The organism is Nocardia sp. NPDC051787, from assembly GCF_040681325.1.
Taxonomy (GTDB): Bacteria; Actinomycetota; Actinomycetes; order Mycobacteriales; family Mycobacteriaceae; genus Nocardia.
This window is the reverse complement of record NZ_JBFAYO010000008.1, coordinates 166,060-178,351: the sequence shown is the minus strand read 5'-3', so window position 1 is coordinate 178,351 and position 12,292 is coordinate 166,060. Positions and strand designations below refer to the sequence as shown.

The following is a 12,292-nucleotide window of genomic DNA, read 5'->3' as shown; positions in this document are numbered from 1 at the left end:
AGGAGCCCTCAGCGTTTCAGCCAACCGCGCAAACGGCCCACCAAGGTGCGGCCTTGGTCTCGCTCCCGTTCGGCGAAGAGGAAGTTCATCTCCTCCTCCAGCGCCTTGCGCACCACGTCACGGAATTCCGTTGCCGCCGCGTGCTTATCCCTGGCCCCGCGCCAGGGCGCGGGGTCGATCGGCGCGCCCGCGGAGAAGTAGAAACGCTCCGGCCGCGGGATGACGGTGGGGCCGACGCCACGGATCAGCGGCGGGGTGAGCTCACGGCTGAGCCCGAGTGCCTCCACGGTCCAGCGCAGCGGGCGCAGGAGCGGATGGTCGCCGTCGACCACGATGTCGTAGGCGTCGTCGACGCCGATCATCGCGACCGGGACGATCGGGGCGCCCGCCTCGATCGCCATATGCGCGAAACCGCTGCGTCCCTCCCACTTCAGCACGTACTTCTCGTTCTTGCGGCGCACCGCCTCGCGACCGCCGCCGGGGAACACCATGACGGCCTCGCCACGGGCGAGCAGGGTCAGGCAGTTGGACCTGGTCCCGCGCACCGTGCCGAAGTAGTGCAGCAGGTGACGCACGCCGGGCACGTTGATCAGCACGTTCTCGGCGAGACCGCGAATGAGGCGGCCGCGGCGGCGCAGCACTTCGGGCAGCAGCATCGGGGCGTCGATGCCACCCAGCAGAGTGTGGTTGCCGACCAACAGCACCGGGCCCTCAGCGGGGATGTTCTCCAAGCCGTAGAAGCGCGGGCTGGTCCACGCGCGTAGTGGCGCGAGCAGGGTGTCGATCAACCGCAGATCGGTGTCGGTCAGCGAAACCGATAGCGGCGCACCGTCGCTGAGTACCGGATCAGCGCTGTCGGCGCCGGGTCGGCGAGTACCGGAACCGGAGCGGGCGTCCGACATGAACCCTCCTGATGTCGATTCTGCGACGATAGCGTAACGAAATCGACTGCGTTGCATCGGATGTGCGCCTCACGGCACGACACACCCGAGCCGGTCGATCGACCGGCTCGCCAGCTCCACCGCGGAGCCGGTCGTGAACTCCCAGGTCATCGCCGGTCAGGCAGCCACGCCGCCGCAGTGTCCTGCTCCGATGTGAATACGCGCACACCGCAGCGGACTTCACCGTTCCGGCGTCAGCGAACGACACCCCCGGACCAGCACGCCTACACGGAGACGTGCTCGCCGTTCTCCCGCGCACCGGCCGTGCCCGCATGCGCGTACTCGGACACCGCGGCGGCGAGAGCGTGCGGGACGCGGGCGCGAACTCGCGTGCCGCCCTCCTCGTGTTCGGAACTCAGGATGCGACCGTCGGCGTGGATGCGGGCCAGCAGGTCGCCGCGCGTGTACGGCAGCAGCACGCTGATCTCCACGTCCAGCCCGCCGAGCATCTCGGCGAGCCGCTCCCGCAGCGCGTCGATGCCCAGCCCACCGTGCACGGAGACGAACGACGCGTCCGGCAACAGCGCGCGCAGGTGGGTGATGTCAGTCGGATCGACCGCGTCGGTCTTGTTGACCACCAGCAGTTCCGGCGGGGGCGGCGTGCCGGATTCCTTGATCACGTCCGTGATCACCTCCCGCACGGCCTTGATCTGCTCGGCGGGCAGCGCGTCGGCGCCGTCCACCACGTGCAGCAGCAGGTCGGCGCCGGTCACCTCCTCCAGGGTGGAGCGGAACGCCTCGACCAGCTGGGTCGGCAGGTGGCGAACGAAGCCGACGGTGTCGGTGAAGACGACCTCGCGGCCGTCGTCGAGTTCGGCCCGGCGGGTGGTCGGATCGAGGGTGGCGAACAGCGCGTCCTGCACCAGCACTCCGGAGCCGGTGAGGGCATTCATCAGGCTCGACTTGCCCGCGTTGGTGTAGCCGACGATCGCCACCGACGGGATGCCGCTGGACGTGCGCCGCGCCCGCATGGTGTCGCGCGCTGTCTTCATCTCCCGGATCTCCCGGCGCAGTTTCGCCATCCGCTCGCGGATGCGCCGGCGATCGGTTTCGATCTTGGTCTCACCGGGGCCACGCAGACCCACACCACCGTTGCTGCCCGCGCGACCACCGGCCTGCCGGGACATGGACTCACCCCAGCCGCGCAGCCGCGGCAGCATATATTCCATCTGGGCCAGCGAGACCTGCGCTTTGCCCTCGCGGGAGGTGGCGTGCTGGGCGAAGATGTCCAGGATCAGCGCGGTCCGGTCGACCACCTTCACCTTGACGACCTTCTCCAGCGCGGTCAGCTGCGCCGGGGTCAGCTCGCCGTCGCAGATCACGGTGTCGGCGCCGGTTTCCAGCACCACGGTGCGCAGCTCGTCGGCCTTGCCGGAGCCGATGTAGGTAGCCGGGTCAGGCCGGTCGCGACGCTGGATCAGCGCCTCCAGCACCTGCGAGCCCGCGGTCTCGGCCAGCGCCGCCAGCTCGGACATGCTCGCCTCCGCCTGTGCGGCGGTTCCCGCGGTCCAGACGCCGACCAGCACGACGCGCTCCAGGCGCAGCTGCCGGTACTCGACCTCGGTGATGTCGGTGAGCTCGGTGGACAAGCCCGCCACACGGCGCAGGGAGCTGCGTTCGTCGAGCTGGAACTCACCCACGGTCGGATCGGCTGACCAGCCCGAGCGCCGCATGCGGGCGGCATGCTCGGCGACGACGTCAGCGGTCACGGCGTCCGCACCGGTCACGGCGTCCGCACCGGTCACAGCGTCATCGGAGGTCTCGGCGGAGCGCTCGGGCGCGGCCGCCGGGGTGAATTCATACTTCTCGGATTTCGTCATACACCATCCATGCTGCCACGACATCACCACAGCACGCACCCGGTTATCCGTGGGCCTCGCGCAGCGGTGGCACCGCAGCGCGCCAGAAACCACCGGCGCCGGTCGCGCCCGGGGTGTGGCGCGGATGGTCAGCGGCAGTCCGTTACCACCAGCAGAAGTGCGGGCGGGCTGCGGCTCACAGACCGTTCCACCACGATCCGGCCAGACGGCCGCTGGCGACCAGGACCGACGGCCCGCGCAGCCACGCCGAGCCGCGCTCCAGTCCGACGATCACCTCCCCGCCGGGCACCCGGACGGTCACCCGGCCGGTGTCCTCGGCGATCCGGAAACCGTCGGCGGCCAGCGCCGCGGCGGCCGCGGCCACGGTGCCGGTTCCACAGGAACGCGTTTCGCCGACGCCGCGCTCGTAGACCCGCATGTCGACCGAGCGCTCGGCGTCCAGCGCGGTGACGATCTCGACGTTCACCCCGTGCGGGAACAGGTCCGGATCGAAGCCGGGCGGAACGGTCAGGTCGAGCTTGCCGAGTGCCTCCGCGGACATCCCTGGGTCGACGCAGGCCAAATGCGGGTTGCCGACGTCGATGCCGATCCCGGGCAGCGCCCACCCCGCGATGGTCGCGGTGGACTCACCGAGTTCGCGCACCGGCCCCATGCCGACGGTGACGTCGCCGGTGACCGCGTCCCCGGCGTGCACGGTGACCGGACGCGCCCCGGCTCGGCTGCCGACGACGTAGCTGTCGCGGGTCTCCAGCTCCGAGGCCGCGAGGTAGTGGGCGAAGACGCGCACGCCGTTGCCGCACATCTCGGCGACCGACCCGTCGGCGTTGCGGTAGTCCATGAACCAGTCCTCGGGGCCGACGCCCTCCGGGAGCCGCGCGAGCACACCCGCGGCCTCCAGCGCACCGGCGCGTGCGACCCGCAGCACGCCGTCCGCGCCGAGCCCGCGCTGGCGATCACACAGCGCGCGGACCTGCGCCGGAGTCAGCGCCAGTTCGGCGTGCTGGTCCGGTAGCACCACGAAATCGTTCTGGGTGCCGTGGCCCTTGGTGAACTCGATATCCGGCACGTGCGCGGTCTCCCTCTCTCGTCGTCACTTGGCAAACGTGCGGCGCTGCCGGGAAATTTCGTAGAGGGCCACCGCCGCGGCCGAGGGCGCACCCAGTGAACTGGCCGTGCCACCCATCGGAATGTGCACCATATCGTCACAGGCCGCCTGCCACATTGCGCTCATCCCGCTGGTCTCGTTGCCGACGACCAGGATTGTCGCGTCGGTGAAGTCGTAATCGTAGGCGGCGCAATGGCCTTGCTCGTCGGTGCCGACGATCCGGGTCGGAATGCCGCGACGCACCTGCCGGTTGCGGAACTCGAGCACCTGCGCGGGCCCGGCGGCGCGGATCACCGGCACGGCGAACAGCGAACCCGTGGAGGCGCGCACGGCTTGCGGGTCGTACTGATCGGCGCCGTGCCCGGTGACGATGACGCCGCTGGCGCCGAAAGCGTCGGCCGAGCGGATCAGCGTGCCCAGATTGCCCGGCGAGTTGGGGCGGTCGAACACCACGACCACCGGCGCGTCCTCCCCCGGCTCGCCCGGCTCGAAGGTCTCCAGTTCCGGCTGCCGCGACATCGCGACGGCCACCAGTTCCGGTATGCCCCCGGACTTTTCGCCGAGCTCGGCCATCAGCTCGGGCACCAGCCCGACCTGCGGGACCGCGCTGGTGTCCAGCAACTCGCGCGCCCAGCTCGACAGCTCCGGGCCCCCGAGGCGGTACAGCAGCGTCTCCAGCGGCCAGCCGGCGGCCACGGCCTGCGTGATCGGACGAACTCCCTGCACCAGGAACCTGCCGTCCCGATGACGCTTGGTGCGGTTGTTCAGATAGGCCTGCCACACCTGGACGGAGGCGTTGCGCGTGGTCACACGTCGGGTCACTGCGGAGTCCGTTCTTTCTCTTTCTCGTCGAGCAGGGCCAGCGCCGCGGCCACCAGATCGGGGGCGGCGCCGTCCACCCACCGCACCCGAGGATCGCGCCGGAACCAGGAGCGCTGCCTGCGCACGTAGCGCCGGGTGCCGATCAACGTGCGCTCCTGCGCGTGGCTCAGGTCGTATTCGTTGTCCAGGTAGGCCAGGACTTGTGCGTAGCCGATGGCGCGCCGGGCCGTGACGCCCTCGCGCAGACCGCGCTCGATCAGGCCACGCACCTCCTCGACCAACCCGCCCGCGAACATCGCCGCGGTGCGCCGCTCGATCCGCGCGTCCAGCGCCGCGGTCTCCCGGTCCACGCCGATGATGACCGTGTCCCAGCGCGGCTGCCCGATCGCCGGCGCCGAGGCGGCGAACGGCCGTCCGGTGAGCTCCACGACCTCGAGCGCGCGCACGATGCGCCGCCCGTCGGTGGGCAGGATGGTGGCCGCGGCCGCGGGATCCGCCTCGCGCAGGGCCGCGTGCACCGCCGCGACACCGCGCTCGGCGAGCACCGCTTCCCAGCGCGCCCGCACGGCCGGATCGGTGGCCGGGAAGTCCCACTGGTCCAGCAGCGCCTGGACGTACATCATCGAACCGCCCACGATGACCGGCACATGCCCGCGCCGCATGATCGCCTCGACATCCGCGCCGGCCGCCGCCTGGTAGGCGGCCACCGACGCGATGTCGGTCACCTCGAGCACGTCGAGCTGGTGGTGCGGAATGCCGCGCCGCTGCGCGACAGGCAGCTTCGCGGTGCCGACGTCCATGCCGCGGTAGAGCTGCATCGCATCGATGTTCACGATCTCGCCGCCGAGCCGTTCGGCCAGGTCCAGGCCGAGGTCGGATTTGCCGGTGGCGGTGGGGCCGACGACCGCGACGGGAGTGATGCCGGAATCCGTCACACGGCATCGCCTCCCGCGGGGCGCCAGAGACTCGCGTGATAACCGACGCCGAAGGGCGCGTCGCGGTAGCGCGTCTCGACCACCGGATCGGCGCGGAACAGCCCGGCCAGCACCTGGTAGGCCGGGCGTCCCGCGAGGGCTAATTCAGCGCACAACGCCGGATCGAGCGCCCGGAGCGCGGCGCGATCACCCGCGGTCAGAGCACGATCGAGCCCCGCCTGCACGGTGCTGGCACGGTCGTCGAGGTAGCCGGGCGCCTTGGTGGACAGTGTCGCCGCGCCGTCGGCGACCACCAGCACGCCGCGCCGCGTGGCGGCGCCGTCGAGGTCGGCGCGCAGCTTGGCCCCGAGTTCGCCGCAATGCTCCGGCGGCGCCTCCTCCGCCACGATGCGCGCCTCGGCGACGGCGCCGGAAGCGACCTGCCCGCGCAGCCACCCGGCGATCAGCACGGCCAGCGGCAGGTCCGGATCCGCCGGCTCCGCGCCGGCGACCGCCGCGGCGGAGAAACCGACTCGCAGGTCGGCGCCGAACCCGCGGAACGTGCCGACCGAAGCTGGACCGAAGCACGCTTCGGATGCGCCCGAACCGACCACCATCCACTGGTCGGTCACCGACGCGAAGGCGCGCACGGTGTCGAGTACCGCCGCCCGCAACACGGCGCGCGGGTCCGGTTCGCCCGTGCCCGCGACGTCCGCCGCGCCGCCGCACAGCTCGGGCACCAGGATGGGCGGCGAGGGAACGAGGGCCGCGATGGAGAACACGTCGTAACCGTAGTCGTTGCCGAGACCACCGAGCCCGCCCGGCTTCGAGTGTCTCTGCCGGAAACAGGCCCGGGATTGATAGTGTTCGAGGAGCTACAACCCAGGTCATCAGGGGTTGGAATCCCCGGGATTTCCTCCGCGGGAAGGCAAGGATCGATGGTCACAAGGGCTCGGACCGGGTTGAATGGGATGAGCTAGGGCGTAACCAGGCAGCCGTGACGCGCGGCAGGGACGAGGAAAAATGACCGACAGCAACGGAACCGCGAAAGCCACCCCCGGCAAGATGCCGCGCTCTTCCGGTGCCCCGAAACCCGGTAGCTCGGTTCAGCCGCCCAAGCCGCACGCGGTCAAACCCGCCCCGGGCCCGGCCCAGCAACACCCGCACCCCGTCGTCGTGCCCACCGTCTCCGATCCCAGCCTGTGGGGCCGGGTCGACGAGGACGGCACCGCGTGGGTGAAGACCGCCGAGGGCGAACGCCAGGTCGGCTCCTGGCAGGCCGGCGACGCCGCTGAGGGCCTGGCCCACTTCGGCCGCCGATTCGACGACCTGGCCACCGAGGTCGCCCTGCTGGAGGCCAGGCTGGCGGCGGGCGCGGACGCCCGCAAGACCAAGGCCGCCGCCATGACGCTGGCCGAATCGCTGCCGACCGCCGCCGTCATCGGCGACATCGAGGGCCTGGCCCGGCGCCTGCAGGCTATCGCCGAGCACTCCGAGGAAGCGGCCGCGCACGCGAAGGAAGAGAAGGAGCGCGCCCGCCACGAACACACCGAGCGCAAGGAGGCGCTGGCCGCCGAAGCCGAGAAGATCGCTGCCGAGTCCACCCAGTGGAAGGCCGCGGGCGATCGGCTGCGCGAGATCCTCGAGGAGTGGAAGTCCATCCGGGGAGTGGACCGCAAGGTCGACGACGCGCTGTGGAAGCGCTACTCCAAGGCACGCGAGGCGTTCAACCGCCGCCGCGGCGCGCACTTCGCCGAACTGGATCGCGAGCGCGCCGCCGCGAAGGCACGCAAGGAGGAACTGTGCGTGCAAGCCGAGGAGCTGTCCAGCTCCACCGACTGGGTGAACACCGCGGGCATCTTCCGTGACCTGCTCGCCGAGTGGAAAGCCGCCGGGCGGGCGCCGCGCGAGGCCGACGAGGCGCTGTGGCGGCGCTTCAAGAGCGCGCAGGACGTCTTCTTCGCCGCGCGCAACGCCGCGGTCTCCGAGCGCGACGCCGAGTTCGAGCAGAACGCGGCGGCCAAAGAGGAACTGCTGAAGGCCTACGCGAACATCGACCCGTCCGCAGGCCTGGACGCCGCCCGCAGCGCGCTGCGCGAACTCCAGGAAAAATGGGACGCCATCGGCAAGGTGCCGCGCGAACGCATGCAGGAACTGGAGGGCAAGCTGCGCGCCATCGAGAAGCGCGTCCGCGACGCCGCCGACGCGCAGTGGCGGCGCACCGACCCGGAAGCGGTGGCACGCGCCGCGCAGTTCCGCGAGCGCGTGGCGCAATTCGAGGAACAGGCCGCCAAGGCGCAGGCCGCGGGCAATGTCCGCGACGCGGAGAAGGCGCTGGAGCAGGCCAAGCAGTGGCGGGAGTGGGCCGAGGCCGCCGAAGGCGCCGTCAGCAACCGCTAGGCGGCAGCCTCGCCTCCGCGCTGCTGCCGGCGCGAAGCCTGGTCAGGATTCGCCGGTGAGGCGGCGGCGGTCGCGTTCCTCCGCGGCCGCGGCGGCGTTGCGCCGCTGCTCTTCGGCGGCCAAGTGCAGCGCGGTGCGGCTCCACACCACGCGAACCCAATGGAAGGTGAGCACGATCGCCACGATCGCGCCGAGGATCAGGCCGATACCGGGGCCGGCGCCGACGTAGTTGCCGAGCCCGGGGGTCTGGCGGTGCCAGATCGAGAGGACGCCGAACACGCTGGCAACGGCGCTGCCCGCGACGGCGATCCAGGCCAGCACCCAGCGGCGGGTCATCAGCGCCAGCGTCGAGAATCCGATGCCGAAGACCACGACGAACCATACGAAGACCCGCGAGGGCAGCCCGATGTGCTCGGTGCCCGCGACGTCGGTGTTCAACAGCACGTCGAAACCGCGTGCCGCGCCCGCGTGCGGCAGGACCAGCGACAGCAGCAGCAGGAACACCGCTCCCGCCACGACCATGGCGCGCACGCCCGGGTCGATCTCCCCCGCGATCCTGCGCTCGACGGCGTCGAGATCGTCGCGGAATTGTTCGAAGTCGTTGGTGCTCTCGACCGAGCTCACTGAATCCTCGTTTCGTTCGTCGTCGCCGCTGGCGCTCGCGGATTCCCCTGGCTGCCGCGGGGTATCCCCGGACGCGCCGCGCTCGTCGTCGCCGGACACGGGTTCGCCACCGTCGGCGCCGCGCTGGGCGTCGCCTTCGTCGTCCGGCCTGGTGGTCATGCGCCGCAGCCGGTCGAGCAGCCCGCGGCCGCCGGTTCGGGAGCGGGCGCGCCGATACGGGGCAGGCCAAGGCCCACGCCGATGGGCTCGGTCTTCGGCGTGACACCGCGCTCGTGCGCGTCACCGGCGCCGGTGCGGCGATGGGTCTTGACCACGGCGTCGGCGAGCAGATGATGCGGCGCGGCGCCGGTGATGTCGACGGTGACCAGATCGCCGGGACGGATCCGCTCCGCGGTGTCCCCGGGGCGGAAGTGCACCAGTCTGCCGTCGCGGGCGCGGCCGCTCATCCTGGCAGTCGCGGCGTTCTTCTTACCTGCCCCCTCGGCGACGAGCAGCTCCACCTCGGTGCCGATCAGCTCCTTATTCGCGGCCAGGGAGATCTCCTCCTGCAACGCGATCAGCCGGTCGTAGCGCTCCTGCACGACGGCTTTGGGCAGCTGATCGGGCATGTCGGCGGCGGGCGTGCCGGGCCGCTTGGAGTACTGGAAGGTGAACGCGCTGGTGAAACGCGCACGCCGGACCACGTCCAAGGTTTCCTGGAAGTCCTCTTCGGTCTCACCGGGGAAGCCGACGATGATGTCGGTGGTGATCGCCGCGTGCGGCATCGCGGCACGCACCTTGTCGATGATCCCCAGGTAGCGGGCCTTGCGGTAGGAGCGCCGCATGGCCTTGAGCACCCGGTCCGAGCCGGACTGCAATGGCATGTGCAGCTGCGGGCAGATGTTCGGGGTGTCGGCCATCGCCTCGATCACGTCGTCGGTGAACTCGGCCGGGTGCGGCGAGGTGAAGCGGACCCGCTCCAAGCCCTCGATGGTTCCGCACGCGCGCAGCAGCTTGGCGAACGCGCCGCGGTCGCGCGGCTCGTCCGGGTCGGCGAACGAGGCGCCATAGGAGTTGACATTCTGGCCGAGCAAGGTCACCTCGAGCACGCCCTGGTCGACCAGTGCCTGCACCTCGGCGAGCACGTCACCGGGGCGGCGGTCGACCTCCTTGCCACGCAACGAGGGCACGATGCAGAAGGTGCAGGTGTTGTTGCAGCCGACCGAGATGGAAACCCAGCCCGCGTAGGCGGACTCGCGCTTGGCGGGCAGCGTGGAGGGGAACGCCTCCAGCGACTCCAGGATCTCCACCTGGGCTTCCCGGTTGTGCCGCGCCCGCTCCAGCAGGACCGGCAGCGAGCCGATGTTGTGCGTGCCGAAGACCACATCCACCCACGGCGCTTTGCGCACCACGACGTCGCGGTCCTTCTGCGCCAGGCAGCCGCCGACGGCGATCTGCATGCCGGGCCGGCCCGCCTTGATCGGCGCCAGGTGGCCTAGCGTGCCGTAGAGCTTGTTGTCGGCGTTCTCGCGCACCGCGCAGGTGTTGAACACGACGAGATCGGCCGTCGCGCCGGGCGCGGCCTTCACGTATCCCGCGTCCTCCAGCAGGCCCGACAACCGTTCGGAATCGTGCACGTTCATCTGGCAACCGAAGGTGCGGACCTCGTAACTGCGTGCTGTGCCCTCGGCGGGCGCTGGAGTCAACACTGCCTGTCCGATCGAATCCACCCATCCAGGGTACGGGGCCGCGTCCGGCGGGTTTCGCGGGCATCGGCGCAGGCTCGCGGGCAAATTTTCGGCTGTCCCTGGCACCGGCCGCAAGGTTACGCTGACGTGTCAAATCGGCGCGGCGAGACGGTGTGTCGCCGAAACCCGGGCAAATCCCCGTTTTTTGCTTAAGGTCTTGACCATGACCGATGACGCCGCCATCCCCGACATGATCGGGGAAGCTCCTGCCGGGGCCGTCAGCGCCGCCACCAGCGCGCCGCCGATGATCTCGATGCGCAATGTGGAAAAGCACTTCGGCGACCTGCACGTACTCCAGGACATCAACCTCGAGGTCCCCAAAGGACAGGTCGTCATCGTTCTGGGCCCCTCGGGTTCCGGTAAGTCGACGCTGTGCCGCACCATCAACCGCCTGGAACCCATCGACTCCGGCGACATCGCCGTCGATGGCGTCCCGCTGCCCGCCGAGGGCCGCGCGCTGGCCGCGCTGCGCGCCGACGTCGGCATGGTGTTCCAGTCGTTCAACTTGTTCGCGCACAAGACGATCGTGGAGAACGTCATGCTCGCGCCGATCAAGGTCCGCAAGATCAAGAAGGACGCCGCCCGCACCCGCGCCATGGAACTGCTCGAACGGGTCGGCATCGCCAATCAGGCCGAGAAGTACCCGGCCCAGCTCTCCGGCGGACAGCAGCAGCGCGTCGCGATCGCCCGCGCGCTGGCGATGAACCCGAAGGTGATGCTGTTCGACGAGCCCACCTCGGCGCTGGACCCGGAAATGGTCAACGAGGTGCTCGAGGTGATGGTGTCGCTGGCCAAGGACGGGATGACCATGCTGGTCGTCACCCATGAGATGGGATTCGCCCGCCGCGCCGGAAACCGGGTGCTGTTCATGGCCGACGGCCAGGTGGTGGAGGACGCGCCGCCGGACGTCTTCTTCACCGCCCCGAAGTCCGAACGCGCCAAGGACTTCCTGGGCAAGATTTTGAGCCACTGACTGCCGGACACAGCGGCCAGCAACACCCACGAGAGGGAGAAAATTCGATGAGGATCAACCGTGCCCTGCGAATCGGTGTCGGGGCGATCGCCCTGGCACTCGCCGCCGCGACCGCCACAGGCTGTGGCGGCGGCGACGACAAATCCGCCCTTGACCACGCCAAGGACGGCAAACTCACCGTCGGGATCAAGTTCGACCAGCCGGGTATGGGCCTGCGGAACAAGGATGGCTCCTACAGCGGTTTCGACGTCGAGGTGGCCAAGTACGTCGCGGGCAAGCTCGGCGTGCAGCCCGAGAGCATCACGTTCAAGGAATCCCCGTCCGGCCAGCGCGAGACGCTGATCGAGAACGGCCAGGTCGACTACATCGTCGCCACCTATTCGATCAACGACCAGCGCAAGGAGAAGGTCGACTTCGCCGGTCCGTACTACGTCGCCGGCCAGTCGCTGCTGGTGCGCGCCGACAACAATGCCATCAACGGCCCCGACGACCTGAAGGGCAAGAAGGTCTGCTCGGTGAAGGGCTCCACCCCGGCGCAGAACATCAGCAAGAACTTCCCCGACACCCAGTTGCAGGCCAACGACACCTATTCGCTGTGCCTGGAGGGTCTGCGCGCGGGTTCGTGGGACGCGGTGACCACCGACGACATCATCCTGGCCGGTTACGCCGCGCAGAGCACCGGCGCGTTCAAGGTGGTCGGCAAGCCGTTCACCACGGAGAACTACGGCATCGGGCTGAAGAAGGGCGACAAGGAACTGCGCGACAAGATCAACGACGCGATCGAGGCGATGATCGCCGACGGCTCCTGGAAGAAGGCGTTCGACTCGACCGTGGGCGTCTCGGGCTACCAGGCCCCGCAGTCGCCGACGGTGAACCGGTACTGAGTTCCTTCGTCTTCCCGAGCACGGGTGGCCCGGCCCCGACCGGGCCGGGCCGCCCGCCGCACTTCCCCTGACCATCGAAACC

General features: G+C 70.1%; 11 protein-coding genes. 3 read left to right on the top strand and 8 right to left on the bottom strand.

The features are described from left to right. Positions 1-8: 8 nt before the first annotated feature. The 6 genes from AB0M45_RS11510 to AB0M45_RS11485 form a co-directional block, all read right to left on the bottom strand. A complete protein-coding gene (locus AB0M45_RS11510; RefSeq protein ID WP_364326056.1) occupies positions 9-902 on the bottom strand; it encodes a lysophospholipid acyltransferase family protein in 894 nt (297 codons plus the stop codon). Between the two features lie 263 nt (positions 903-1,165). After that, positions 1,166-2,614 (bottom strand): GTPase HflX, encoded by a 1,449-nt coding sequence (gene hflX, locus AB0M45_RS11505; protein ID WP_364326245.1) that lies wholly within the window; start codon positions 2,612-2,614, stop codon positions 1,166-1,168. Between the two features lie 322 nt (positions 2,615-2,936). Further along, complete coding sequence (dapF, locus tag AB0M45_RS11500; protein WP_364326242.1) at positions 2,937-3,818, bottom strand: diaminopimelate epimerase; 882 nt, start codon at positions 3,816-3,818, stop codon at positions 2,937-2,939. A gap of 33 nt (positions 3,819-3,851) precedes the next feature. Next, positions 3,852-4,688 carry a TrmH family RNA methyltransferase gene (locus tag AB0M45_RS11495; protein ID WP_364326053.1) on the bottom strand — a complete coding sequence of 279 codons (837 nt, stop codon included), beginning with the start codon at positions 4,686-4,688 and terminating at the stop codon, positions 3,852-3,854. After that, positions 4,685-5,623 (bottom strand): tRNA (adenosine(37)-N6)-dimethylallyltransferase MiaA, encoded by a 939-nt coding sequence (gene miaA / locus AB0M45_RS11490; protein WP_364326050.1) that lies wholly within the window; start codon positions 5,621-5,623, stop codon positions 4,685-4,687. The genes AB0M45_RS11495 and miaA overlap by 4 nt, the downstream gene beginning before the upstream one ends. Beyond that, positions 5,620-6,384 (bottom strand): hypothetical protein, encoded by a 765-nt coding sequence (locus tag AB0M45_RS11485; protein ID WP_364326047.1) that lies wholly within the window; start codon positions 6,382-6,384, stop codon positions 5,620-5,622. The genes miaA and AB0M45_RS11485 overlap by 4 nt, the downstream gene beginning before the upstream one ends. A 283-nt stretch (positions 6,385-6,667) precedes the next feature. On the opposite strand from AB0M45_RS11485, the gene AB0M45_RS11480 reads away from it, so the two are divergent. Continuing rightward, on the top strand, positions 6,668-8,002 hold the full coding sequence (locus tag AB0M45_RS11480) for a DUF349 domain-containing protein (RefSeq protein WP_364326239.1): 1,335 nt from the start codon (positions 6,668-6,670) through the stop codon (positions 8,000-8,002). 42 nt (positions 8,003-8,044) lie between these two features. Here the strand turns inward: AB0M45_RS11480 and AB0M45_RS11475 are convergent, their stop codons facing one another. Beyond that, positions 8,045-8,785 (bottom strand): hypothetical protein, encoded by a 741-nt coding sequence (locus AB0M45_RS11475; RefSeq protein ID WP_364326044.1) that lies wholly within the window; start codon positions 8,783-8,785, stop codon positions 8,045-8,047. Next, complete coding sequence (miaB, locus tag AB0M45_RS11470) at positions 8,782-10,335, bottom strand: tRNA (N6-isopentenyl adenosine(37)-C2)-methylthiotransferase MiaB (RefSeq protein ID WP_364326041.1); 1,554 nt, start codon at positions 10,333-10,335, stop codon at positions 8,782-8,784. The genes AB0M45_RS11475 and miaB overlap by 4 nt, the downstream gene beginning before the upstream one ends. 262 nt (positions 10,336-10,597) lie before the next feature. Between miaB and AB0M45_RS11465 the strand changes: the two genes are divergently transcribed. Continuing rightward, positions 10,598-11,326, top strand: coding sequence for an amino acid ABC transporter ATP-binding protein (locus AB0M45_RS11465; RefSeq protein ID WP_364326236.1), 729 nt, complete (start codon positions 10,598-10,600; stop codon positions 11,324-11,326). Between the two features lie 47 nt (positions 11,327-11,373). Continuing rightward, entirely contained in the window at positions 11,374-12,210 is an 837-nt protein-coding gene (locus tag AB0M45_RS11460) for a glutamate ABC transporter substrate-binding protein (RefSeq protein WP_364326038.1), read from the top strand. The last annotated feature ends 82 nt before the right edge of the window (positions 12,211-12,292 follow it).